This window comes from Pseudomonas sp. rhizo66 (genome assembly GCF_031931925.1).
Taxonomy (GTDB): domain Bacteria; phylum Pseudomonadota; class Gammaproteobacteria; order Pseudomonadales; family Pseudomonadaceae; genus Aquipseudomonas.
On record NZ_JAUJWZ010000015.1, the window covers coordinates 170,383 to 192,598 of the forward strand.

At 60.1% G+C, this 22,216-nt stretch carries 26 protein-coding genes and 1 pseudogene; 11 read left to right on the top strand and 16 right to left on the bottom strand.

Annotation, left to right across the window (positions count from 1 at the left end):
• The first annotated feature begins 28 nt into the window (after positions 1 to 28).
• The 5 genes from QZR14_RS18835 (at position 29) to QZR14_RS18855 (ending at position 4,588) form a co-directional block, all read left to right on the top strand.
• Positions 29 to 709 (top strand): response regulator, encoded by a 681-nt coding sequence (locus tag QZR14_RS18835; RefSeq protein WP_250606129.1) that lies wholly within the window; start codon positions 29 to 31, stop codon positions 707 to 709.
• A complete protein-coding gene (locus QZR14_RS18840; RefSeq protein WP_250606130.1) occupies positions 709 to 2,031 on the top strand; it encodes an ATP-binding protein in 1,323 nt (440 codons plus the stop codon). The genes QZR14_RS18835 and QZR14_RS18840 overlap by 1 nt, the downstream gene beginning before the upstream one ends.
• A gap of 208 nt (positions 2,032 to 2,239) precedes the next feature.
• Positions 2,240 to 2,725, top strand: coding sequence for a GNAT family N-acetyltransferase (locus QZR14_RS18845; protein WP_311997376.1), 486 nt, complete (start codon positions 2,240 to 2,242; stop codon positions 2,723 to 2,725).
• 142 nt (positions 2,726 to 2,867) lie between these two features.
• Complete coding sequence (locus QZR14_RS18850; protein ID WP_250606132.1) at positions 2,868 to 4,280, top strand: aspartate aminotransferase family protein; 1,413 nt, start codon at positions 2,868 to 2,870, stop codon at positions 4,278 to 4,280.
• An 83-nt stretch (positions 4,281 to 4,363) separates the two neighbouring features.
• Positions 4,364 to 4,588, top strand: a complete 225-nt coding sequence (locus QZR14_RS18855) for an MbtH family protein (RefSeq protein WP_038364139.1) — start codon at positions 4,364 to 4,366, stop codon at positions 4,586 to 4,588.
• Positions 4,589 to 4,733: 145 nt separating this feature from the next.
• Here the strand turns inward: QZR14_RS18855 and QZR14_RS18860 are convergent, their stop codons facing one another.
• The 10 genes from QZR14_RS18860 to soxR all read right to left on the bottom strand — a co-directional run bounded on the left by QZR14_RS18860 (position 4,734) and on the right by soxR (position 12,286).
• Positions 4,734 to 5,636 carry a metal ABC transporter substrate-binding protein gene (locus tag QZR14_RS18860; protein ID WP_311997377.1) on the bottom strand — a complete coding sequence of 301 codons (903 nt, stop codon included), beginning with the start codon at positions 5,634 to 5,636 and terminating at the stop codon, positions 4,734 to 4,736.
• The gene (locus QZR14_RS18865) at positions 5,637 to 6,536 is read right to left on the bottom strand and encodes a metal ABC transporter permease (protein ID WP_007917717.1); all 900 of its coding nucleotides are present in this window, start codon (positions 6,534 to 6,536) and stop codon (positions 5,637 to 5,639) included.
• Positions 6,536 to 7,369 carry a metal ABC transporter ATP-binding protein gene (locus tag QZR14_RS18870; protein ID WP_311997378.1) on the bottom strand — a complete coding sequence of 278 codons (834 nt, stop codon included), beginning with the start codon at positions 7,367 to 7,369 and terminating at the stop codon, positions 6,536 to 6,538. The genes QZR14_RS18865 and QZR14_RS18870 overlap by 1 nt, the downstream gene beginning before the upstream one ends.
• Entirely contained in the window at positions 7,366 to 8,295 is a 930-nt protein-coding gene (locus tag QZR14_RS18875; protein ID WP_311997379.1) for a metal ABC transporter substrate-binding protein, read from the bottom strand. The genes QZR14_RS18870 and QZR14_RS18875 overlap by 4 nt, the downstream gene beginning before the upstream one ends.
• A 35-nt stretch (positions 8,296 to 8,330) precedes the next feature.
• Positions 8,331 to 8,906, bottom strand: a complete 576-nt coding sequence (locus QZR14_RS18880; RefSeq protein ID WP_311997380.1) for a DUF6162 family protein — start codon at positions 8,904 to 8,906, stop codon at positions 8,331 to 8,333.
• Positions 8,903 to 9,244 (bottom strand): hypothetical protein, encoded by a 342-nt coding sequence (locus QZR14_RS18885; RefSeq protein WP_250606137.1) that lies wholly within the window; start codon positions 9,242 to 9,244, stop codon positions 8,903 to 8,905. Before QZR14_RS18885 ends, QZR14_RS18880 begins: the two co-directional genes overlap by 4 nt.
• Positions 9,241 to 9,783, bottom strand: coding sequence for a thiamine pyrophosphate-binding protein (locus tag QZR14_RS18890; protein ID WP_250606138.1), 543 nt, complete (start codon positions 9,781 to 9,783; stop codon positions 9,241 to 9,243). Before QZR14_RS18890 ends, QZR14_RS18885 begins: the two co-directional genes overlap by 4 nt.
• Entirely contained in the window at positions 9,780 to 10,979 is a 1,200-nt protein-coding gene (locus tag QZR14_RS18895; protein ID WP_311997381.1) for a PepSY-associated TM helix domain-containing protein, read from the bottom strand. Before QZR14_RS18895 ends, QZR14_RS18890 begins: the two co-directional genes overlap by 4 nt.
• Before the next feature lie 290 nt (positions 10,980 to 11,269).
• Complete coding sequence (locus QZR14_RS18900) at positions 11,270 to 11,728, bottom strand: VOC family protein (RefSeq protein WP_311997382.1); 459 nt, start codon at positions 11,726 to 11,728, stop codon at positions 11,270 to 11,272.
• A 105-nt stretch (positions 11,729 to 11,833) separates the two neighbouring features.
• The gene (soxR, locus tag QZR14_RS18905) at positions 11,834 to 12,286 is read right to left on the bottom strand and encodes a redox-sensitive transcriptional activator SoxR (RefSeq protein ID WP_250606140.1); all 453 of its coding nucleotides are present in this window, start codon (positions 12,284 to 12,286) and stop codon (positions 11,834 to 11,836) included.
• Positions 12,287 to 12,379: 93 nt separating this feature from the next.
• Here soxR and QZR14_RS18910 point away from each other — a divergent pair, with 93 nt between their 5' ends.
• A complete protein-coding gene (locus QZR14_RS18910; protein ID WP_311997383.1) occupies positions 12,380 to 12,733 on the top strand; it encodes an antibiotic biosynthesis monooxygenase in 354 nt (117 codons plus the stop codon).
• Here the strand turns inward: QZR14_RS18910 and QZR14_RS18915 are convergent.
• Both QZR14_RS18915 and QZR14_RS18920 read right to left on the bottom strand, forming a co-directional pair.
• On the bottom strand, positions 12,730 to 13,833 hold the full coding sequence (locus QZR14_RS18915; RefSeq protein WP_311997384.1) for a sigma-54 interaction domain-containing protein: 1,104 nt from the start codon (positions 13,831 to 13,833) through the stop codon (positions 12,730 to 12,732). The genes QZR14_RS18910 and QZR14_RS18915 overlap by 4 nt on opposite strands.
• Before the next feature lie 36 nt (positions 13,834 to 13,869).
• Positions 13,870 to 13,989: pseudogene (locus QZR14_RS18920) on the bottom strand (acyl-CoA dehydrogenase family protein); the annotation flags it as partial.
• Positions 13,990 to 14,493: 504 nt separating this feature from the next.
• Between QZR14_RS18920 and QZR14_RS18925 the strand changes: the two are divergent.
• The 4 genes from QZR14_RS18925 to QZR14_RS18940 all read left to right on the top strand — a co-directional run bounded on the left by QZR14_RS18925 (position 14,494) and on the right by QZR14_RS18940 (position 18,703).
• Positions 14,494 to 14,751: a hypothetical protein gene (locus QZR14_RS18925; RefSeq protein WP_093434993.1), complete on the top strand. Its 258-nt coding sequence runs from the start codon at positions 14,494 to 14,496 to the stop codon at positions 14,749 to 14,751.
• Positions 14,752 to 14,852: 101 nt separating this feature from the next.
• On the top strand, positions 14,853 to 15,467 hold the full coding sequence (locus QZR14_RS18930; RefSeq protein WP_250606143.1) for a LysE family translocator: 615 nt from the start codon (positions 14,853 to 14,855) through the stop codon (positions 15,465 to 15,467).
• Between the two features lie 205 nt (positions 15,468 to 15,672).
• Complete coding sequence (locus QZR14_RS18935; RefSeq protein ID WP_311997385.1) at positions 15,673 to 16,839, top strand: aminotransferase class V-fold PLP-dependent enzyme; 1,167 nt, start codon at positions 15,673 to 15,675, stop codon at positions 16,837 to 16,839.
• A 55-nt stretch (positions 16,840 to 16,894) separates the two neighbouring features.
• Complete coding sequence (locus QZR14_RS18940) at positions 16,895 to 18,703, top strand: aminopeptidase P family protein (protein ID WP_311997386.1); 1,809 nt, start codon at positions 16,895 to 16,897, stop codon at positions 18,701 to 18,703.
• A gap of 43 nt (positions 18,704 to 18,746) precedes the next feature.
• On the opposite strand, the gene QZR14_RS18945 is transcribed toward QZR14_RS18940, so the two are convergent.
• Positions 18,747 to 19,343, bottom strand: a complete 597-nt coding sequence (locus QZR14_RS18945; RefSeq protein WP_311997392.1) for a 2-hydroxychromene-2-carboxylate isomerase — start codon at positions 19,341 to 19,343, stop codon at positions 18,747 to 18,749.
• Positions 19,344 to 19,378: 35 nt separating this feature from the next.
• The gene (locus QZR14_RS18950; protein WP_311997387.1) at positions 19,379 to 20,107 is read right to left on the bottom strand and encodes an SDR family oxidoreductase; all 729 of its coding nucleotides are present in this window, start codon (positions 20,105 to 20,107) and stop codon (positions 19,379 to 19,381) included.
• A 91-nt stretch (positions 20,108 to 20,198) separates the two neighbouring features.
• Here QZR14_RS18950 and QZR14_RS18955 point away from each other — a divergent pair, with 91 nt between their 5' ends.
• The gene (locus QZR14_RS18955; RefSeq protein ID WP_250606147.1) at positions 20,199 to 20,762 is read left to right on the top strand and encodes a TetR/AcrR family transcriptional regulator; all 564 of its coding nucleotides are present in this window, start codon (positions 20,199 to 20,201) and stop codon (positions 20,760 to 20,762) included.
• A gap of 1 nt (position 20,763) precedes the next feature.
• On the opposite strand, the gene QZR14_RS18960 is transcribed toward QZR14_RS18955, so the two are convergent.
• Positions 20,764 to 21,045, bottom strand: coding sequence for a hypothetical protein (locus QZR14_RS18960; RefSeq protein ID WP_123452866.1), 282 nt, complete (start codon positions 21,043 to 21,045; stop codon positions 20,764 to 20,766).
• A gap of 168 nt (positions 21,046 to 21,213) precedes the next feature.
• A complete protein-coding gene (gene rhtA, locus QZR14_RS18965) occupies positions 21,214 to 22,101 on the bottom strand; it encodes a threonine/homoserine exporter RhtA (protein ID WP_311997388.1) in 888 nt (295 codons plus the stop codon).
• Between the last annotated feature and the right edge of the window lie 115 nt (positions 22,102 to 22,216).

A 22,216-nucleotide genomic window follows, 5' to 3' on the forward strand; every position in this document is an offset into this window, starting at 1 on the left:
TAATCGGCTTTTTTCTACGGGACTCACCATGCACGTACTGGTTTGCGAAGACGATGAGCTGATCGCCAGCGGCATTGTTGCCGGTCTTACGGCTCAGGGATTGACCGTTGAGCACGTCAACACCGCATCGAAAGCGCGGGCGATGCTCAAGGTTGCCGAATTTGACGTGATGGTGCTAGATCTCGGCCTGCCCGACGAAGATGGCCTCAAGTTGCTACAACAACTGCGTCAAAGCGGCCTGGAAATTCCGGTGCTGATTCTGACCGCGCGCGACTCGGTCACCGACCGCGTTGACGGCTTGCAGGCCGGGGCTGACGATTACCTGCTCAAACCGTTCGATCTGCGCGAGCTGTTCGCCCGTCTGCAAACCCTGTTGCGCCGGGTCGCCGGGCGCAGTGTCAACCTGATCGAGCACGGCGCATTGACATACGACCCGAGCAGCCGCGAAACCATGTTGGCCGGGCAACCGGTGGACCTGTCGCGCCGGGAGCAATCGCTGTTGCAGGCGCTGCTGCACAATCGTGGCCGGGTGCTGTCCACCGAGCAATTGAAGGACAGTGTCTACGGCTTCAACGATGAACTGGAAAGCAACGCGCTGAATGTGCACATCCATCACCTGCGCAGCAAACTGGGCAAAGGCATCGTCGAAACCGTGCGCGGCCTGGGCTATCGCCTCGGCCCGGCCGACGGCGGAGATCGAGACAAGTGATGAGCCTGCGACTGCGCCTGAGCCTGACCCTCGGCGCTGCGTTTGCGCTGATCTGGGCGCTGGCGGCGGCCTGGATGCTCAGTGACCTGCGCAATCAGATGATGTTTTCCCTCGACCAGCGTCTGGTGGCGTCGGCGCGCATGGTCGCCGGGCTGCTGGAACAGCTGCCGACGCTGCCGAGCAAAGGCGAGGGCACGCATTTCAGTGCCGAACAACTGAATATCCCCGGCGGCATGGCCTGTCAGGTCAGTTCGTTGCGCGGAGAAATTCTCGCGCGCAGTCATAACAACCCCGAACAAGCACTGGAAGCCGAAAAAATGGGCTTCCATGACCAGATGATCGACGGTGCACCATGGCGCAGTTTCACCCTGGCCCGGGGCGATGTGCGCATTACCACGGCCGACCGGCAGATCGAACGCGAAGCCCTGAACATGTCGATCCTGCTGGCGGCGTCGGTGCCGGTGGGTGTGGCGTTGCTGGGTTGTCTGTGCCTGTTGTGGCTAGGCATCGGTCAGGGGCTGGCGCCGCTCAACCGTCTGCGTGAGGCGCTGATGCGGCGCAATGCCGACTCGCTTGAACCGCTGCAGATCCAGACCTTCCCCAGCGAATTGAAGCCGCTGCTCGAAACGCAGAACCAGTTGTTCCAGCGCATCGGCAAGACCATCGAGCGTGAGCGGCGCCTGACCGGTGATGCGGCGCATGAACTGCGCAGCCCGCTGACGGCAATCAAGACCCACCTGCAAGTTGCGCGCATGACCGATGGCAGCGCCCGCGATCAGTCGCTGGCGCGGGCCGAGGAGGGCGCCGATCGCTTGCATCGCACCCTTGAGCAATTGTTGTTGCTGGCGCGGGTCGAGGGCAGTCTGTCGTTCGACGACGGTTCGCAGTGCAGCGCCGAGCAAGTGGCACGCCTGGCGATCCAGGACGCCACGGGTGGCGAGCGCCTGCGGATCAAACTGCAACTGCCGGCCGGGCTTTCTGCAGCGCCGCTGCACATGCCGTCGGTGCTGTCGATTGCGGCGCTGCGCAACTTGCTCGACAACGCATTGCGCCACACCCCCGAGGACTGTGCGGTTGAGCTGAGCTTGGAAACCATTGGCAACCGCGTACGTTTTGTCGTGCGTGATCATGGCCCGGGAATTGCGCCGGAGGATCTGCAGCACCTGACCCAACGCTTCTGGCGCAACGGCCAAAGCACCGGGTGCGGCCTCGGTCTGGCGATTGTCCAGGCGATCGTTCAGCGCTGCGACTGCGCCCTGCATTTCGACAGCCGCCCGGATGGCCTGCGCGTCGAACTGACGATGCCGCTGCAACCTGTCTGATTCCAGCACAGCCTGTGTAGGAGTTGCCGAAGGCTGCGATCTTTTGATTTTGTTTTTTAAGATCAAGATCAAAAGATCGCAGCCTTCGGCAGCTCCTACAGGAAATCGCGCCAGACACATCAAATGTAACTTCTCGACGTTCGCTATCCGGCAGGGCTAGGGGTAAGGTCAACGCAGCTTTGACTCAATGGATTGAGGGAACTGCGCCATGGAAGCACCCATCTGCATTCGTCCGGCCACACTGGCCGACGCCGGCATCATCAGCCGCATCATCGAACGTTCGATCCGCATCGGTTGTGCACTCGACCACCGCAACGATCCGCCACGGGTCAGCACCTGGATCGCTCAGCAATCCGCCGACTTCATCAGCGCCCGGCTCGCCGATCCCCACTTCTATTTATGCATGGCTTTACTGGCGGGCAAACCAGTCGGTGCCGGCATGGCGCAGGCCAGCGGCGACATTTCCCTGTGTTACGTGCAGCCGGAGTCTTTTCGTCGCGGCGTCGGCCGGGCACTGATGCACGATCTGGAGGGTTGGTTGCGGGTTCGCGGAGTGCTTCACGCGAACCTCAACAGTACGCGCACCGGCCGCGCTTTTTACCGCCGTCTGGACTATCGCGAGTCTGCGCCGCCCTTTGAATACCAAGGTGTGCAGACACTGCCCATGCACAAGTTGCTGGCTGCGCCGGTCTGACAACTCGATCACAGGCTAAATCCTCAGGACCCTTAAGCGTTTCCAGAACAGGAAAACCTGCAAGTGCGCCCCGTGATCGGAATGCGCACCTGTCCGGTGTGCTGTTTTGGTCACTATCCATAGCGTATTGAGGGGTCGAGAGATGTCAGTCGCCACCAGCCTTATCGAAGAGTCGTCGGCTCGGGTCACTTCGGCGCCGGCCGAAACGTTGTACCAGTTCAATGAATCGCCATTGCTGGCCCGGCAGGCCCAACAGGAATCCAACGCCCGCAGCTACCCACGGCGCATTCCGCTGGCCCTGAAACGCGCCAAAGGCCTGTATGTCGAAGACGTCGAAGGGCGCACCTTCATTGACTGTCTGGCCGGTGCCGGCACGTTGGCGCTGGGGCATAACCACCCGGTGGTGATCGAAGCGATCCAGCAGGTGTTGGCCGATGAGTTACCGCTGCACACCCTCGACCTGACCACGCCGGTCAAGGATCAGTTCGTCCAGGATCTGTTCGGCCTGCTGCCACCCGCCCTGGCGGTGGAGGCGAAAATCCAGTTCTGCGGCCCGACCGGTACCGATGCCGTGGAAGCGGCGTTGAAGCTGGTGCGCACGGCGACCGGGCGCAGCACCGTGTTGTCGTTTTCCGGCGGTTACCACGGCATGAGCCAGGGCGCGCTCAGCCTGATGGGCAGCCTGGGACCGAAAAAGCCGCTGGGTGCGTTGCTCAGCAATGGCGTGCAGTTCATGCCGTTCCCGTATGACTACCGTTGCCCGTTCGGTCTCGGCGGTGCGGCGGGGGTGAAAGCCAACCTTTGCTACCTGGATAACCTGCTCAACGACCCCGAGGCCGGCGTGCAATTGCCCGCAGCGGTGATCGTCGAAGCGGTGCAGGGCGAGGGCGGCGTGATTCCGGCGGACATCGAGTGGCTACGCGGCTTGCGCCGGATCACCGAGAAGGCCGGTGTGGCGCTGATCGTCGATGAGATCCAGAGCGGTTTCGCCCGCACCGGCAAAATGTTTGCCTTCGAACACGCCGGCATCACCCCGGATGTGGTGGTGTTGTCCAAAGCCATCGGCGGCAGCCTGCCGTTGGCCGTGGTGGTTTATCGCGACTGGCTCGACACCTGGCAGCCGGGCGCGCATGCCGGCACCTTCCGTGGCAATCAGATGGCCATGGCGGCGGGGTCTGCGGTAATGCGTTATCTGGTTGAACACAAGGTCTGCGAACACGCCGCTGCCATGGGTGAACGCCTGAGCGAACACCTGCGCATCCTGCAACGGGACTTCCCGCAACTGGGCGATATTCGCGGTCGTGGCCTGATGCTCGGGGTTGAACTGGTCGAGCCGAACGGCACGCCGGATGCGCTTGGTCATCCGCCGGCGTTTGCGCGACTGGCGCCGCTGGTCCAGCGCGAATGCCTCAAGCGCGGGCTGATTCTGGAGTTGGGTGGTCGGCATGGCGCGGTGGTGCGTTTCCTGCCGCCACTGGTCATCACTGCCGCCGAAATCGATCGTGTGGCGGAAATCTTTGGCCGTGCTTTGGCCGCTGCCAGCGCTGCGCTGTAAATTTTTCGCCGCGCCAAACGTTCTTTCTACATACCCGGCTGCACCCCGCGTGCAGCCCACCCTTACAACGATGGAGAACCAGCATGACGTCAGTATTCGACCGCGAGGACATCCTCTTTCAGGTCGTGGTCAACCACGAAGAGCAATACTCGATCTGGCCGGACTACAAAGCCGTGCCGCAAGGCTGGCGCACCGTGGGCAAGAGCGGCCTGAAAAAGGAATGCCTGGCCTACATCGAAGAAGTCTGGACCGACATGCGTCCGCTGAGCCTGCGTCAGAAGATGGAAGCCCAGGCCGCCGCGCAATAAGCGGCCGGGCAAATACAAACCCGCTGGACTGGTGACAGTCAGCGGGTTTTTTCATGCCAGCAAAAAAGATCGCAGCCTTCGGCGGCTCCTACAGTGCAGCATTTACATCCTGTAGGAGCTGCCGAAGGCTGCGATCTTTTGATCTTCAGCCCTTCAAGCCCTTGAGCAGCAAATCCACATTGCCTTCCAGCTCCGTCACCGGATCCGCCGCATCGGTACTCAACACCACCAGACGACTGCCTGACTCGGCAATTGCCGCTTTCACCGGCTCCGATGGCTGACGATGATGCAGCACCACCGCCACATCATTGTCCTTGAGCGTCGCCGTCAGTTGTTTCAGATCCTCCGGCGTCCACTCCGCATCAGGGCGTGGGTCCTGGCCAATCAGCTCCAGATTCAGACTGCCGATCAGATAACCAAAGTGATCGCTCAAACTCATCACGCTCAGATTGTCGGCACTGGCCAACCGCGCCTCGCTGTCGGCGCTGAGTTTCAACAAGCGCTGCTTCAGCGTCGCCAGGTTCGCCTCGATCACAGGTTTGGCGCCCGGTGCCAGGCGCACCAGATCCGCCGCCATCACATCCGCCATGCGCCCCATGTTGTTGCTCGCCAGCCATGGCTGGCTGTTCAGACCATCAATCTGCAGATCCGGTTGCACGGCAATGCCCGGCAGGGCGCCGTCGACCGGGCGCGCCGCGTCGACTTCAACGATGCGGATATTGCTGCGGCGGGCGATCGGGTACAGCGGATCATCGGCCCACAGCGAGCGCACGCCAATCACCGCATCGGCGCCCGTTGCCAACTTGCTCAGCGCCGGGGCACCGCGACCGGTGAAATAAGCGCTCTGTCGGCTGCCCGGCAAGTTCGCCGGTGCCGCACGCTCGAGCTGGACGTCAGTGCCTTTGAGCAGTACTTCGCCCAAGCCATAAGTGATTGGCAACGAGGCCAGCACTCGCAGCGGTTTAGCGTTTTCGGCGGCCATCACCGGCATGCAGACCACGCCGCACAGGGTCATGGCCAAGGTCAGTTTGCGCAGTGAAAAAGTCATTTATCCAAGATTCCCTTTCAGACTCGGGACAACCCCGCGCGCAATGGCAGCGAGGGCGAAGGCAATGCCGGCGACCAGAATGATCGCGGCGCCGGATGGAATCGGCAGGTCAAACACGATTGGCGCAAGGATCCCGCACAGCGTGCTGACGGTGGCAATCAGCACCGAGCACCAGAAAAAGCCCTTGAGCGACTGGCTGAGCAAACGTGCCGCTGCCGCTGGAATCACCAGCAGCGCGCCGACCAGAATCGCACCAATGACTTTCACCGCCGCCACGGTGATCAACGTCACCAGAATCACGAACAGATAATCCAGGGTCTTCACCGCCACCCCGCGCACCGCCGCCAGTTGCGGGTTGAAACTGGCGAGCATGATGCGGTTGTACAGCGGCAAGGCCAGGGCCATGACCAGTGAACCGACGATGGCCAATACCGCCAGATCGTTGCCATTGACGGTCAGCACTGAACCGAACAACACGTTCTCGAGAATGTGCACATTGATCTTGCCCGCGAGAATCAGCAGCAGACTCGCACCCAGTGCCAGCGACACCGAGAGGAACACGCCGATCAAGGTATCCGGCGCCAGGCCGGTGCGGTTGCGCAGGTAGTTAAGCAGGATGCCGAACAGCAGACAGTAGCCGAACAGGCTGCCATACGGCCCGGTGTAAGGTTCGCCGAGCAGAATGCCGATGGCCACGCCGGTCAGCGCCGCGTGGCCCACCGCTTCGGAGAAGAACGCGAAGCGCTTGACCACCACCAGCGTGCCGAGGCCGCCTAGCACCGGACCGATCAACAAGCCGGCAAGCAACGCATTGACCACGAAACCGTAGGCCAGCGCTTCCGGCAGATACCCGGACGAGGCCCAGCCTTGAACCATCAAACGAAAGGCTTCGTAACTCATCAGGCAGCGCTCCGTGGATGGGTCGAGAACAGCGTCAGCAGGCGTTCCGGAGTCAGCGCCTCTTGCGGTGAGGCATCGAACAGCACGCGGCGGTTAAGACCGGTGACGCGGCTGGCCAGACGCCCGACTGCTTCCAGATCGTGCTCGATCCACAGCACGGTGATGCCCGCTGCACGCCAGTCGCCAAGCAGTCGTTCAAAGACTTGAATCCCGGCTTCATCGAGGGCCGACATCGGTTCATCCAGCACCAGCAGTTGCGGCGCCGGAATCAAGCCCTGGGCGAGCAGCACCCGCTGCCGCTCACCGCCGGACAGCGCGCCCATGCGGCGTTTGCGTTTGTCCTGCATGCCGACGCGTTCCAGTGCTTCACCAATGGCGCCGGCATAACGCTTGCTCAAGCCGAGAAACGCCGGGCGTCGCTGGCACATGGCGGCCATGAAATCGTCGACGGTCATCGGCAGGCCGCGATCGAATTCCAGTGCCTGCGGTACATAACCGATGGTGCCGGGTTCGCCGGGCCATTGCAGGCTGAGCTGGCCCTGATGCGGCATTTGCCCGAGCAGGGTCTTGATCAGCGAACTCTTGCCGCCGCCGTTGGGGCCGACCAGGGCGTGCACGCTGCCGGGCTGCACCTGGAAGGTGACGTTGTCGAGGATTGTCGTGCGACCGAGCGTCAGAGAGACTTCCGCAAAATCCAGAGTCGGTCCCAATCCTTGTGGGAGCGAGCCTGCTCGCGAATGCGGTGTGTCATTCGGTAAAGATGTTGGCTGGCCCAGCGTCGCTCCCACAGGGGATTCGGTGTTTTCGCAGGAAAGGTTTTCTCTGGAAGTCATGCGCCAGACTCCTGAATCGCCCGCACCACGGTGTTGAGGTTGCCGGTCATTTCCTTTTCGTACTTGTCGGCGGTGTATTCGCCGTAGGAAATGTGCGACAGCGGATACAGCTTGACGCCGGACTCACGCTGAATGGTCTCGACATAAGTGGACGGGAAATCCATCTCCGAGAAGATCACTTTCACGTCCAGTTCACGCAGTTGGTCGATGGTCTTCTTCAACTGGCTTGGACTCGGTTCGATACCATGGGCCGGTTCGACCACAGCGGTCACTTCCAGGCCGAACTCACGCAGCAAATAGTCGTAAGCGGCGTGCACCGTGGCCACGCGCAGTTCGGCGTTCGGCGCTTGAGTCAGCTTGGCCAGGGCATCGGCGCGCATCTGCCGCAGGCGTTTGCCGTAGGCGCGGGCGTTCTGGGTGTAGGTCTTGGCGTTGTCCGGATCGAGTTTGCCCAGCTCGCGGGCAATGTTGTTGACCTGAGCGATGGAAGCGCTGATCGACAGGAACGTATGCGGGTTCACCACTTTGCCGGCACCGCGCGCGGCAACCCCGGTGGCGGCGAGCAACGGCACGTTTTCGTTGGCTTCGATGGTCTTGATGTTCGGCGTTTCGCTGGCGGCGATCATGCGATCGGCAAAGTCGTCATGGCCGACGCCGTTGAGCACGATCACATCCAGCCCGCTGATGCGTTTGATGTCCTCGGCCCGTGGCTCGTAGGCATGCGGATTGAAGCCGGCCGGGATCAGCGGCACCACCTCGGCCTTGTCGCCGACGATGTTCGCCACATAGCTGTAGTAAGGGTGCAGGGTGATGCCGATGCGCAGGCGTTTGCCCTGATCGGCGCTGGCCAGTGGACTCAGCAGGCAGGCACACAGGCCCACGAGAAACAAACGTAACAACGGACGGCGAGGCGATGAAATAGACATGGGCAAGCGGTCTTCTCTCGGAGGAGGGCGAGGAATCAATGGCGATGTTCGCGGGTAACCCCGGCATCGTATTGCGCGACGATCTGTTTCCAGCCAGCAGCGGACAGTGCTGCCGCACTGAGTTGCGCTGGGGCTCGAGCGGCGGCATCACGATTGAGCCAGATGTCTGGCGCAGCCTTGTCGTCGGCACTCAGCAGCATCACAAACGAACCAGCGACGGTCGGATTCTGGCTCTGACCGACATACGCGGTGTCCGCGAGCAATTGCCAGGCATGACCACCCCGGCTGATCGAACTTGCGTCCTGGGCAAACGGCGCAAACCCTTCGTCGGCCAGGTTCTGCGGTGTCGGCAAGGCTTGCTGTTCTTCGCGCAGCAAGCGGATTTCATCGAGGGTCACCCGCAGGTCGGCATAGATGCCTTGCTCGGCAGCACTGAGGTCGCGGCGTGCGTCGAGCTGGTTGGTCGCCACTGGCTCTGGCTCATGGGAAACCCCGCGCCACGCGACCACGGCACCTGCGACCGCCAGAATCAACAGGCATAACAGCAGCACATTGAGGGTTTCATGACCGGCACCTGCCGGACGTACGATTTGTCGGGTCGGCGTACTCATGGGGCTTCGATATCCGCTTGATCGATTTCCACCACGTGACCCGGACCTGCGTCGAACAGCACGTAAAACTCACTGCCGGGTTTCTTGAACGTCAGTGTGGAATCGGCGCCGAGCTTGCCCGGCACCAGAATGGTTTCGTCGTAACCGATCACATCAAGGGTCACCCCCGGCGCGCCGCTGCCGTCGGAGAACCCGCCGGTGCATTTGATCTGTTCGGCGTCGATGGCTTTGCATTCACACATCGGGTTGTGAGCCAGCGCACTGGCACTGAAACCGGCGCACAGCACCAGCAGTGCAACCTTCAGGCACAGGCGGGAAGGGCGTTGAGAGCACGTCATGGTTTGACTCCTTGTTTATTCAGCCAGGCGAAGGTGGCGGGGGAGGCCTGACTCAGAGGGATCGAAGCCTGATGCATGCTGCCGTCCCAGCCTTCCATGGTGATCCACAGTTCGGCGTCGGGTCTGGTCTTCTCCGGGAACGGCATTTGCGTGCCCATGCGGTAAGGCGTGCCGAAGAAAATGCTGCCGGCGGCGCGCAGGCTGCGTGGCTTGCCGATGCGCAGATAGGTAGCTTTGACCTGTTCGACGCAGGCATCGCACAGGGCGGCGCTGAAGTCCTTCATGTAGCCGGCCGGGCCGGTGAGCACCGGCGCCTCGTTGCGCAATTCGGCCAGGCGCAGGCTCCATGGGCCGACCTGGATAGTGCCGATTTCGTGCTGACCCAGGCCGCTGTCACCGCGAAACAGCGAGGCGTCGGCGAAGTACTTGGGCATGAAACCCAGCGGAATCAACAGCAGCAGGACGTTGATGTGGAAGCGCCATTTATGCCAGAGACGCGCGAGTCGAGAGGGTTGAGCCTTGGTAGTGGATTTGCTCACAGGCTGGCCTCCGAGGTTTCACGGCTCATGGCCGGTTGTGCCTTGAGGCGGGTTTTCTTGTCTTCGCGCTTCAATGCATTGGCGGTGGCCAGTGCAGTGCGTTTGGTCCAGATCAACAAGCCGCTGAGGATCATCATGCTCAGTATCAAACCGAAGAAGAACCAGATCAGCTTGATCCAGACGCCGCCGAAATCGCCGGTGTGCAGTGGCCGCATGGACTCGGTGACGAACTCCAGCGACGAGCGATCGGACAGCAATCGTGACGCGGCGATGTCGCCGTTGTACGGGTTGAGCGTGGCGGTCTGGAACATCAGCGGATACCAGCCGCGCCCACCGACGCTCATGTGGCTGTAGGCATTGCCCGGCAGGCTGACGAAACTGGCTTCCAGCCCCGGAATCTTCTCTTGCGCAAGCTCGACGGCACGGTCCAGGCTGATCCGTGGTGGTGGCGTGCCGGCGGCAGAAATCGGCACGCTTTCGCGGGACATGGCCGGAATGATCGGCTCGCTGGAAATGGCGATCTGGTTGTCGAACAGGATTGCCCGAATCAGAAACCAGATCCCGGTGATGGAAATCACCGCAATGAACCAGATTGACCAGATACCGCACAAGCGGTGGAAGTCACCCCAGAAAATCCGCGCGCCATGGCGCACGCGCAGGGTCGGACGCAGAAAACCTTTCCAGAAGCGCTTGTAAACCACCAGGCCGGTGATCAGTGACACCAGCATCGGCACGCCGAGAAACGACACCAGATACCAGCCCCAACTGAAACCGTTGGTGAACGGCACCAGCCACCAGCCGTGCAGGGCGCGGGTGAAAGCCTTGAAATCGAAAGTCGGCGCAGGGCCCTGAATCACCCCGGTGTAAGGGTTGACGTAGACCGTCTGCGAACGGCCGTCCGGATAACTGACCGCAACGTCCAGGGCGAAGTGTGATTCGTCGGGGCGACTGATGCTTTCAACGAGGGTCTGCGGTTCGGCTTGCTTGATCGCCGCCATGATCTGGTCATAGCTGAGCAACGGCGCATCGTCCGCTGGCTGGCTGGCACGCATTTGCGGGTTGGCCAGCCAGACGATTTCCTGGCTGACCACCGCCAGGGTGCCGGTGACACAGACGATCAGGACAAAGAACCAGATCGGTAAGGCTAGCCAGCTATGAACGAGGAACCACAGTTTGGAGCGGGATTTCTTCGACATGATTGCGCGTCTTGATAGCGATGAAAGGGCGCGTGGCTACGGGCTTCGCAGCACGGCAGACCCCGAAAGGCCGAACGTGGCTTTTGCCTACGCGAACGGCCTGCATCTCTATAGGACGGATGAGCGAGGTAAATCCCGAAAGGTGATATGAAAGCAAATGTTTCCCAATTCCCCGATCAGCACAAATCCCTTGTGGGAGCGAGTCTGCTCGCGAAAGCGCTGGTTCAGTCACTTCACCCGTTGTCTGATCCATCGCATTCGCGAGCAGGCCAGTCCAGGCCATGAAATGCTCAACCCTGTTGAAACATTTCCATCGCCCGCTGCTTGATCTGCTCTTCAGTCAGATCCTCCTTGCGCGAGGCAAGAAACCACAGATGCCCATACGGATCCTTCAATGTCCCGCTGCGATCCCCGTAAAACTGATCCTTGACCTCGGACACCGTCGTCGCCCCGGCCTCCAGCGCCCGTTGAAACGATTTGTCGACATCGGTCACATACAAATGCAAACCAACCGACACGGCTTTGTCGGGACTGCTTAGAGGCCCTTGATCACAGGGTGAGCCGAGCATGATCGCGCTGTCGCCGATGCGCAGTTCGGCGTGGCCGATGCCGCCGTCGGGCATGGCCAGGCGCATGACTTCGGTGGCGCCGAAGGCTTTTTTATAGAAATCGATGGCCTCGGCGGCTTTGTGAATGCCGAGATACGGGGTAATGCTGTGATACCCCTCGGGAATGGGTTTGACGCTCATGACGTTCTCCCTGAATTGTTGTTCTGTGGGACAGGACTCCACCGGTTTTGTGGAAGATTCACTATAGAACTGTCCTTGCCGAGCAGATTTCTGCCCGACGAGCAGTCAATTTTTGGGAAAGTGCGGCCCCGGGCCCTGTTCGCCCAGCACATCCCCCTGATTGCGCAGCGGGCAGGCTTCCATCGACAAACAGCCGCAACCAATGCAGCCATTGAGCCGGTCACGCAGCAGCGTCAATTGCTCGATCCGTTCATCCAGCTCACGGCGCCATTGCTGCGAGAGGATTTTCCAGTCGGCCGCAGTGGGCGCCCGATCATCCGGGAGAGTTTTCAGCGCCTCACCAATTTCCGCCAACGGAATCCCCAGTCGCTGCGCGACTTTGATCAACGCCACCCGGCGCAGTACTTCGCGCGGATAGCGCCGCTGGTTGCCAGCATTGCGCTGGCTCTTGATCAAGCCTTTGGCTTCATAAAAGTGCAGGGCAGTGACGGCGACACCGCTGCGCGCCGCGACTTCGCCGACCGTTAACTGCTTGTGCACATTTTCTTTGCTGATCATCTGCAGATAGCTCTTGACCTTGACTTAACTAGAGGTTTTACCCTGCAGGCCTTCGAGTCGCAAGGCTCGTCTTACGATGAGTGGGGGCTTTCCATGAATAACCGCAGTTTTACCCAATTGATCGAATTTGAAATCGAACCACGCCAACAACCGGCGCTGGTGACTGCTCTAGCGAGGCAAACCGAGCGTCTGGCTCAGCGCTACGACGGTTTTGTCAGCGCCAGTGTGCAGGCCAGTGATGACGGCCGGCGCGTGCTGGGTTTTCTCCAATGGCGTTCCCGCGAGGCGGGGGAGGCGGCGTTTCGCAGCTTCGAAAGCGGCGAGCAGGACTTCTGGCAACTGATTCACACCCATCAGGCGAAAACCATCACCTTTAATTCGTTTCAGGTGCTGAGCAGCATCGCCCGCAGCCACGACGATGCGCTGCACTGCCACCTGGTCGGCTAGATCGACAACTGGATCAAGCGATCGCCCTGCAGATTCTCGGTAAGTCGCCGCTTGTTCACCGCCAGTTCGCCGATCTTGATCAAACGCGTGCGCGTAACGTTGCGGCTCAGGCCGAGCAGCGCCGCAGTGTGTACCTGGTTGTAATGGCAAAAGCGATACGCCGCGCGCAGCAGGGCGTCTTCGACTTTTTCTTGCAACGCGCCGGCCTGTTGCGCGAACAGTTTTTCAAAGGCCTGTGCGAGCAACGCTTCCGGTGAGTCATCGGCGCTGCTGTGATGACCGTCCGGGCGATCGATGCGCAGGTTCGACAGGCGCAAATCATCGCGTTCGATCACGCCGTTGCGGCAGATCAGCAGGGTGTGATGGATGACGTTTTCCAGTTCACGAATGTTGCCCGGCCAACTGTAGGCACGCAGTTTCTGCTCGGCGCCGGGGCTGATGCTGACCCGGCCATAACCGAGGCGCTGGCTGTAGGTCTCGATGAAATGGCGGGTCAGCGGCAGGATATCGCCGGGCCGCTCGCGCAACGGGTTCAGTTGCAGATTGACCACGTTGAGGCGGTAATACAGATCCTCGCGAAAATGGCCGGCATTGATGGCTTTTTCCAGCTGCACGTTGGTCGCTGCCAGCACCCGTACATCGATGGCAATGCTTTTGCGCGAGCCGAGCCGCACCACTTCGCGCTCCTGCAAAACCCGCAACAACTTCACCTGAATCGCCATCGGCAGATCGCCGATCTCATCGAGAAACAACGTGCCGCCATCCGCTTCCTCGAACCACCCGGCCTTGGCGTTCAGCGCGCCGGTGAACGCACCTTTTTCATGACCGAACAATTCCGCTTCCACCAGCGACTCGGAAAACGCCCCGCAATTGACCGCAATAAACGGCCGATGCCGGCGGTTGCTGAGGTTATGAATATGCCGCGCCACCAGCTCTTTGCCAGTGCCGGTCTCGCCGATGATCAGCACACTGGCTTCACTCGGCGCGACCTGTTGCAAATGCGCGAGCAGGGCCTGGGACTTCGGGTCTTCGAACACTTGCGCGGTGGCGCGGATCGACGTGGCGAGCGTGGGTGAGGGCGGTAGGGTCAGCAGTTGCATGGGCTCGTCCTTCTTTTTAGTTCAAATGCAAGCAGGTCAGGAATAGAAAGTCGGCACCGGCAGCGACTGATTCAGCGCCCAGTCGCCCAACTCATGGAGTTTGTAGTCAAGCGGGTCGTGCAGGGTTTGCGTGCGCAGGTTGCGCCAGTGGCGGTCGCAAGATGCCCAAGTCCGCGTATTCCTCGATCCGCTCAGGCGATTTTCAGCAGTTCGGTACGGGACGGACGTCAGGTGCCGCCGGAGAGGGCGACGACTTTCAGGGGGCGCGACATGATCAGTTCTTTTTTCAACAGTTGCTCAGCGAGCAGTGAGTAAGTCATCGGGTCAGAGCAAGTGCTGTACCCATTCCTGAAAGCCCCGGTTTGCAGGGGTTGAGCGTTAGCTTGGTGGTCGCCGCTGTGAGTGACAGGGCGCTTTGTTGAATCAGTATCGGCTGAGTAACAGTGGCTGGAGCAACAGTGCTCACCGCATGGATGGAGTTATAAACGCAGTTTTTTATTCCGTAAAAGAACGTTAATTGATATTTATAGATCGTTGGGAGATATGCGGCAGCTTGTGTCGAATTCCTGATAGCCACTATTGAGAGCGTTGATTTTTGCGCGAGCGAGCCGGGGCGTAGCCTTTGTCCATCGACTCCCCATTGCTCGCCAGGACGCTCCCATGAATCGTTTACTGACTGTCTCTCTGTTGCTCGCTGTCTCCGTACTCGCCGGTTGTGCCGGACACGTTTCGCCGGAACTGCGCCCTTATACCGATGAAGAATCCCGCGAATTGGCGATGGAAGCACTGAACCGCAGCGGCTTGTCCTTCGACGAATACCACGCTAAAAAAGCGCAATTGCTCGGTCAGTCGCAGTTCGACAAGAAAGCGGAAATGAGTGCTGAACGTGCCGTACAGCTGCACGGTCGCCCAAGCTGAAAACAAACTGTACTGGTAGAAGTTTTACCCAACTGTCCGTGGGTTTGCCGGGCTGCGTGGGATAGGGTCAACACCTGAATGACCCGGATGGACTGCCTGCCATGAACCTCTCGCTTGATCTGCTGTTGGGCTTTGCCCTGTTTGCCCTTGTCACCTCGATTACGCCGGGGCCGAACAACACCATGTTGCTGGCATCGGGGGTGAATTTCGGCTTTAACCGCACCATCCCGCATATGCTCGGGATTACCTGCGGCTTCTTTGTTCTGGTTGTGGCCGTGGGCTTTGGCCTTGGTGCGGTGTTTCAGACCTATCCGATTCTTTATACGGTTCTGCGCTATGTCGGCGCGGCGTATCTGTTGTATCTGGCGTGGAAAATCGCGCACTCGGGACCTGTCGGTGACAGTGCCGAAGGCGAGGCGAAGCCGATCAGCTACCTCGGCGCTGCCGCGTTTCAGTGGGTCAACCCCAAAGCGTGGATCATGGCCATCGGCGCCATCAGCACTTACACGCCGATGCAGGGCTATTTCAGCAATGTCGTGGTGATTGCCGCGGTATTCGCCATCATCAACCTGCCGAGCGTCGGCGTCTGGGCAGCCTGCGGTACGTTGTTGCGTAATGTGCTGAAGGATCCGCGCTGGTTACGCGTGTTCAACTGGGGCATGGCGGCGCTGCTGGTGATTTCGCTGTACCCGTTACTTCTCGAAAGCTTTACCTGACGCATCGCTTCAACCGCAGGCCGGATGCCTGTTAAGCTCGACTTCAGGAGCGTTCCTACGCACTTTTAAATGAAGTTGTTCTTCTTTAACGGCATCCGATCAGGTATTGATGGCGCTCTCGAACCGACGCGCAGCTCACAAGGCTGCGCCGTACCGTTTGCAGACACGAGCCTCCTGATCCCGGAACACGCTCTGCGAGTCTTTTATGAACACACGTCCGTTGTATTTCGATTACGCCGCCACCACCCCGGTTGACGAGCGGGTCATCCAGGTGATGATCGAGTGTCTGGGCTTTCACGGTAACTTTGGCAACCCGGCTTCCAGCTCCCACGCGTTCGGCCAGCAGGCCCGGCAGACGGTCGAGCAGGCCCGCCGACAGGTCGCCGAACTGGTCGGCGCCCAGGCTGAGCAGATTGTCTGGACCTCCGGCGCCACCGAGTCCAATAACCTCGCCCTCAAAGGCGTGGCGCAGGCGCGCGGGGTTTCCGGCGGCCACATCATTACCAGTCAGATCGAACACAAAGCCATCCTCGATAGCGCCCGCCAATTGCAGGACGCCGGCATCGCCGTGACCTATCTGGTGCCGGATTCCAACGGCCTGATCACGCCGCAAGCGGTCAGTGAAGCCATGCGTGATGACACTTTTCTAGTGTCGCTGATGCTGGTCAACAACGAGCTGGGCACCGTCAACGATGTTCAAGCGATTGGTGCCGTGGTGCGCAGTCGCGAGGCGTTGTTCCATGTCGATGCGGCGCAGGGGGCCGGCAAGGTTGCGATCGATCTGGCGCAATGGCCAGTGGATCTGATGTCGTTTTCCGCGCACAAACTTTACGGCCCCAAAGGCATCGGCGCGTTGTATGTCGGCCCACGGGCGCAGCAGCGGTTGCAGGCGCAGATTCACGGCGGCGGACACGAAGGTGGCTTGCGCTCCGGGACATTGGCGACGCACCAGATTGCCGGGATGGGCGCAGCGTTTGCTTTGGCCGCCGAGGCATTCGATGCCGAGAAAAAAACCATCGTCGCACTGCGCGAACGCTTGCTCGAACAACTGCTCAGCTTGCCGGGCGTGCGCTTGAACGGCTGCGCCACTCAACGTATTGCGCACACCTTGAGCCTGACCTTCGGCGAAGGCGAATTCAACAGCGCGGCATTGAGCCATTCGATCGCGTTTTCCGCGACCTCGGCCTGTAACTCGGCCAGTAACACGCCATCCCACGTGCTGTTGGCGCTGGGGCATGACGCGCATCTGGCCGGTCGCACCATTCGCCTGAGCCTCGGCCGTTTCACCACCGTCGAAGATGTCGACAAGGCCGTTCAACTGATCAAGACCGCCTGCGCCAGTGCTCCGGCATTCTGGGCGACAGGGCTTTAAACCAGCCGACTCACGGCTACGAACAATAACGATGAAGTGATTAGCAGGAGACATGATGAGTACCCAGACCTCGACCGAAGGATCGGTGCCCCAGCGCCTGGCGCACACCCGTGAACTGATGCGCCGCGAAGGCATTCATGCGCTGTTGGTGCCGTCCGCCGACCCGCATTTGTCGGAATACCTGCCGGGTTACTGGCAGGGTCGGCAGTGGTTGTCGGGCTTCCATGGTTCGGTCGGGACGCTGATCGTCACCGCTGATTTCGCCGGTGTCTGGGCCGACAGCCGTTATTGGGAGCAAGCGACCAAGGAACTCAAGGGCAGTGGCATCGAACTGGTCAAACTGCAACCGGGTCAGCCGAGCCCGCTGGACTGGCTGGCCGAGCAGACACCGGAAGGTGGTGTGGTCGCGGTTGACGGTGCGGTGATGGCCGTGGCATCGGCGCGTACCCTGAGCAGCAAGCTCGAAGCACGCGGCGCGCGCCTGCGTACCGACATCGATCTGCTGCAGGAAGTCTGGCGCGATCGCCCGAGCCTGCCGAATGCTCCGATCTATCAGCATCTGCCACCGCAGGCGACAGTCAGCCGTGGCGAGAAACTGGCCAAACTGCGCGAAACCCTGCAAGAGCGCGGTGCCGACTGGCATTTCATCGCCACCCTCGACGACATTGCCTGGCTGTTCAACCTGCGCGGCGGCGATGTGTCGTTCAACCCTGTGTTTGTTTCGTTTGCCTTGATCGATCAGCAGCAGGCAACATTGTTCGTGGCGCTGAGCAAGGTTGACGCGGATTTGCGTGCGGTGCTGGAGAAGGATGGCGTGACGCTGCGTGATTACCGCGAAGTCGCTGATGCCCTGCGTGCCGTGCCGAGTGGCGCAAGTCTGTTGGTGGATCCGGCGCGAGTGACCAGCGGTTTGCTGGATAACCTCGACAGCACTGTGAAACTGGTCGAAGGCCTGAACCCGACCACATTGGCCAAGTCGCAGAAAAGCGAAGCGGACGCCGAACATATTCGCCAAGCGATGGAGCAGGACGGTGCGGCGCTTTGCGAATTCTTCGCCTGGCTGGAATCGGCTTGGGGGCGCGAGCGCATTACCGAGTTGACCATCGACGAAAAGCTCACCGCAGCCCGCGAACGTCGTCCGGATTATGTCTCGCTGAGTTTCAACACCATTGCCGCGTTCAACGCCAACGGTGCGATGCCGCATTACCACGCCACCGAAGAAGAGCACGCGGTGATCGAAGGCGACGGTTTGCTGCTGATCGACTCCGGCGGTCAATACCTGGGTGGCACGACGGATATCACGCGGATGGTGCCGGTCGGTACGCCGAGCGAAGAGCAGAAACGCGATTGCACGCGCGTGCTCAAGGGCGTGATTGCCCTGTCGCGCGCGCAGTTCCCGAAAGGCATTCTATCGCCGCTGCTGGACGCCATTGCCCGTGCGCCGATCTGGGCCGATAGCGTCGATTACGGCCACGGCACCGGTCACGGCGTTGGCTACTTCCTTAACGTCCATGAAGGCCCGCAAGTGATTGCCTATCAGGCAGCGCCTGCGCCGCAGACGGCCATGCAGCCGGGGATGATCACTTCGATCGAGCCGGGCACTTACCGTCCGGGCCGTTGGGGTGTGCGCATCGAGAACCTGGCGATGAACCGCGAGGCGGGCAGCAGCGAATTCGGAGAATTCCTCAAGTTTGAGACCTTGACGCTGTGCCCGATCGACACGCGTTGCCTGCTACCGGATCTGCTCACCGAGGAAGAGAAGCAGTGGTTCAACGCCTACCATGCGCAAGTGCGTGAGCGGTTGAGCCCGTTGCTTGAGGGCGCGGCGCTGGAATGGCTGAACACCCGCACCGCCGCCATCTGACCGGTTGCAATTCAGGCGCTGTTACCAGCGCCTGAATGATCGCTTAGCGCTGGCGCAGGGCTTCTTCAACGAAATCGAGTCGGTCTTGTCCGAAGAACAGTTGCTTGCCGATAAACATGCTGGGTGCGCCAAACACGCCGCGTTTAACCGCGGTTTCGGTATTGTCTTTGAGTACGGCTTTGACTGACTCATCGTTGCTCAGTGCTAGCACTTCAAGCTGATCGAAGCCGTGGTCGCTCAGCACGGCAGCGACTGTCTCCGGCTCGTCGAGACTACGTCCTTCCACCCACAGCGCCGTGAACAGGCAATCGATAAAGGCCTGAAAGCGTTCTGGTTGACGCAATTGGATCCCAGTGACCGCACGCATCAGCATCAGTGTGTTGATCGGGAAATGCGGATTGAATCTCAGCGGCACCCCGTAGCGTTTCGCGTAGCGATCCAGATCCTCGAACATATACCGACCCTTCGCCGGAATCATCGCCGGAGATGCGTTGCCGGTTGCCTTGAATACGCCACCGAGCAGCATCGGGATGTAAATCAGCTCACTGCTGGTCTCGGCACAAATCTTCGGCAATTGGGTGTAGGCCAGATAGGTGGCAGGGCTGCCGAGGTCGAAATAGAACTCCACGCTTTTAGTCATTTTCGCGTCTCTGTCGTTATTGTTATGGCGGGGGCTTACCAGCGTTCGTTCCACGGGCGCAGGTCCAGTTCGAAGGTCCAGGCATCCCGTGGCTGACTGTGCAGATACCAGTAGTTTTCGGCAATGTGCTCGGGGTTGAGGATGCCGTCCTGATCTTTGGTCGCGTACTTCTCGGGGAAACTGTTGCGAATGAAATCGGTGTCGATCGCACCATCGACTACCACGTGGGCGACATGAATGTTCATCGGCCCAAGTTCCCGCGCCATGCTTTGCGCCAGGGCGCGGATGCCGTGTTTGGCACCAGCGAAAGCGGCGAAGCCGGAAGCGCCGCGAAGTCCGGCAGTGGCGCCGGTGAATAGAATCGTGCCGCGCTGGCGCGTGACCATGCGTTTGGCCACTTCGCGGGCATTGAGAAAACCAGAGAAACAGGCCATCTCCCAGATCTTGAAATATTTGCGCGCGGTTTCTTCGAGGATGCTGCACGGCACATTTGCGCCGATGTTGAACACAAAAGCTTCGATCGGACCGAGTCGAGTCTCGATGTCTTCAATCAGGGCGATGACCTCTTCTTCCTTGCGCGCATCGCAGGCAAAGCCGTGGGCCTCTCCGCCTTCAGCTTTGATTGAATCCACCAGCGGTTGCAGTTTGTCGGCGCTGCGCCGGGTGACGCAGGCGATGAATCCCTCTTTGGCGAAACGCTTGGCAATCGCTCCGCCCGTGGCATCGCCAGCACCGACCACCAACACGACCTTCTTGTTATTCATGGGTAGATCCCTTTATTAAACGATCGTTAAGTGAACGAACGTTATGCTAGGATCCAGACCACGTCAAGGCAGTCGATTCGAGGGCAAACACATGCGTTATTCCGCCAGCCACAAACTGGAAACCCGGGAAAAGTTATTGCAGAGCAGCGCGCTGTCGGCCAAGCGTTCGGGGTTTTCCACGGTGGGCGTCGATGGCTTGATGAAGGCTATCGGATTGAGCGGAGCGGCGTTCTACAGCCACTTCTCGTCGAAAGATGCATTGTTCACTGCCATCGTCGAGCGCGAGTTGGGCCAAAGCCTTGAGCGACTGGGGGGCGAGGGCGCGCCGGATCGTGAGCGACTGGAGCGCTGTCTCAAGCACTATCTGAGCTTGGCTCACGTTGAGCAACCTGAGGCCGGTTGCGCGTTGCCGGCGCTGGGTGCAGAAATTGCCCGATCGGATGTTCAGGTACGCGAACAGGCCGAGTTATGGATTTGTCGGCTGCAAGAGCGCTGGGCACAGATACTTGAGAGCGAGACCCTGGCGTGGTCAGTGTTGTCGCAATGCGTCGGGGCATTGGTGGTGGCGCGTATGTTGGTCACGCCGGACGTCCAGCAAGCGGTGCTGAAGTCCAGCCATGAAGAGATTGGCCGGCAGATCGCCGGGCCACGCTGATCTATTTGCAGATGACAATCATGCTGCGACTGGTGTAACCCGCAGGATTGAGACCGAACGGGTAATCGCCGGGCTCTTCCACGGTGTCACCGGATTTGGCGATGACCTTGTAGCCTTTCGGCAAACAAGCACTGGCGGCGCTGGCGTAGCACTTGTCCCAGGAGGACGATAGCCCTGAGCAGTTGATGTGCAGCCCTTTTTTTCCGCGTTTTACCTTGGTTTCCGAAGTCGCCGCACAACCCGCAATAGCCAGTATGGCGATCAGTATCAAAATTCGTTTCATTACCGTCCTTATAGCGGCCACGAGTCTAACGCTCGGGTTTGCCTGTGTTCGCTTGCGCTCTAAGCGTTTTGAAATCCCTGTCCGAAAAAATCCATGTCTGGCATTGGGTTACGGGTCTAAACATGGCCTAAATGCGCGCCAATTGCCAGACCTTCGTCAAAACCTCTTTCAATCAGCCGCGATTGCGGGGTTCGCGCCGCTACCCATGGTCATGGTTGCGCCTACGGACGCCAGAATAATGCACAGGATCGCCATCCATTGTGACAGCGTGAGGAATTCATGCAGAAACAACAGGCCAGACAAGGCCCCGAAAGCCGGTTCGATACTCATCAGTGTGCCGAATGTACGTGCCGGCATGCGGGTGAGGGCGACCATTTCCAGTGTGTAGGGCAGGGCGGTAGACAGAATGGCGACGCCAATGGCAATCGGAATCAGGGAGGGGGTCAAAAGCGCTGCGCCGGCATGCACGATGCCAATAGGGGCCACGAACAATGCCGCGATCATTACGCCTAGTGCTGCGGTCGTCACACCGTTATCGGCCCCGGCCTTCTGGCCGAACAGTATATATAGCGCCCAGCAGACACCAGCTCCCAGTGCATACCCAGCGCCGACCAGATCGATTCCGGCGCTGGTGGCGCCTGTTGGAATCAGCAACATCAATCCCGCGGCGGCGAGGGCGATCCAGAGAAAGTCGATGGCGCGGCGGGAGGCATAAATGGCTACAGCCAATGGCCCGGTAAATTCGAGGGCAACGGCGATCCCCAGCGGCACAGTGCGCAATGACATATAGAAGAGGAAGTTCATGCCGCCCAGTGCCATGCCGTAAACGATGACCGTGCGCAGGGATTTGGCGGTCAGCCTGGCGCGCCAGGGACGAAGTATCAACAGCATGATCACACTGGCGAAGATTAGACGCAGCGTTGTGGTTCCCTGAGCGCCAACGATGGGGAACATGCTTTTGGCCAGTGAGGCGCCTGACTGGATCGATGCCATGGCTATTAATAGCAGGCCAACCGGAAACAGCATTGAGGCGAGGGAACGTGGCTGGTCATTCATTGCGTGGCATCGTCCAAGGTAAGAACAGCAGGGTTTTATTTTGATATTGGGCAATATACTGCGCATTCGTTGCGGTTACGTCTATATAGAAGGGGCTTTTTGCGTGATTCGATAG

Coding starts and splice junctions, on each gene's coding strand:
- QZR14_RS18880 (WP_311997380.1), bottom strand. CDS start 8,906: ATGAGTACGCCGACCCGACAAATCGTACGTCCGGCAGGTGCCGGTCAT.
- QZR14_RS18835 (WP_250606129.1), top strand. CDS start 29: ATGCACGTACTGGTTTGCGAAGACGATGAGCTGATCGCCAGCGGCATT.
- QZR14_RS18885 (WP_250606137.1), bottom strand. CDS start 9,244: ATGACGTGCTCTCAACGCCCTTCCCGCCTGTGCCTGAAGGTTGCACTG.
- soxR (WP_250606140.1), bottom strand. CDS start 12,286: ATGATCAGCAAAGAAAATGTGCACAAGCAGTTAACGGTCGGCGAAGTC.
- QZR14_RS18870 (WP_311997378.1), bottom strand. CDS start 7,369: ATGACTTCCAGAGAAAACCTTTCCTGCGAAAACACCGAATCCCCTGTG.
- QZR14_RS18875 (WP_311997379.1), bottom strand. CDS start 8,295: ATGTCTATTTCATCGCCTCGCCGTCCGTTGTTACGTTTGTTTCTCGTG.
- QZR14_RS18840 (WP_250606130.1), top strand. CDS start 709: ATGAGCCTGCGACTGCGCCTGAGCCTGACCCTCGGCGCTGCGTTTGCG.
- QZR14_RS18860 (WP_311997377.1), bottom strand. CDS start 5,636: ATGACTTTTTCACTGCGCAAACTGACCTTGGCCATGACCCTGTGCGGC.
- QZR14_RS18910 (WP_311997383.1), top strand. CDS start 12,380: ATGAATAACCGCAGTTTTACCCAATTGATCGAATTTGAAATCGAACCA.
- QZR14_RS18900 (WP_311997382.1), bottom strand. CDS start 11,728: ATGAGCGTCAAACCCATTCCCGAGGGGTATCACAGCATTACCCCGTAT.
- QZR14_RS18865 (WP_007917717.1), bottom strand. CDS start 6,536: ATGAGTTACGAAGCCTTTCGTTTGATGGTTCAAGGCTGGGCCTCGTCC.
- QZR14_RS18895 (WP_311997381.1), bottom strand. CDS start 10,979: ATGTCGAAGAAATCCCGCTCCAAACTGTGGTTCCTCGTTCATAGCTGG.
- QZR14_RS18915 (WP_311997384.1), bottom strand. CDS start 13,833: ATGCAACTGCTGACCCTACCGCCCTCACCCACGCTCGCCACGTCGATC.
- QZR14_RS18925 (WP_093434993.1), top strand. CDS start 14,494: ATGAATCGTTTACTGACTGTCTCTCTGTTGCTCGCTGTCTCCGTACTC.
- QZR14_RS18850 (WP_250606132.1), top strand. CDS start 2,868: ATGTCAGTCGCCACCAGCCTTATCGAAGAGTCGTCGGCTCGGGTCACT.
- QZR14_RS18930 (WP_250606143.1), top strand. CDS start 14,853: ATGAACCTCTCGCTTGATCTGCTGTTGGGCTTTGCCCTGTTTGCCCTT.
- QZR14_RS18950 (WP_311997387.1), bottom strand. CDS start 20,107: ATGAATAACAAGAAGGTCGTGTTGGTGGTCGGTGCTGGCGATGCCACG.
- QZR14_RS18945 (WP_311997392.1), bottom strand. CDS start 19,343: ATGACTAAAAGCGTGGAGTTCTATTTCGACCTCGGCAGCCCTGCCACC.
- QZR14_RS18940 (WP_311997386.1), top strand. CDS start 16,895: ATGAGTACCCAGACCTCGACCGAAGGATCGGTGCCCCAGCGCCTGGCG.
- QZR14_RS18845 (WP_311997376.1), top strand. CDS start 2,240: ATGGAAGCACCCATCTGCATTCGTCCGGCCACACTGGCCGACGCCGGC.
- QZR14_RS18855 (WP_038364139.1), top strand. CDS start 4,364: ATGACGTCAGTATTCGACCGCGAGGACATCCTCTTTCAGGTCGTGGTC.
- rhtA (WP_311997388.1), bottom strand. CDS start 22,101: ATGAATGACCAGCCACGTTCCCTCGCCTCAATGCTGTTTCCGGTTGGC.
- QZR14_RS18935 (WP_311997385.1), top strand. CDS start 15,673: ATGAACACACGTCCGTTGTATTTCGATTACGCCGCCACCACCCCGGTT.
- QZR14_RS18955 (WP_250606147.1), top strand. CDS start 20,199: ATGCGTTATTCCGCCAGCCACAAACTGGAAACCCGGGAAAAGTTATTG.
- QZR14_RS18960 (WP_123452866.1), bottom strand. CDS start 21,045: ATGAAACGAATTTTGATACTGATCGCCATACTGGCTATTGCGGGTTGT.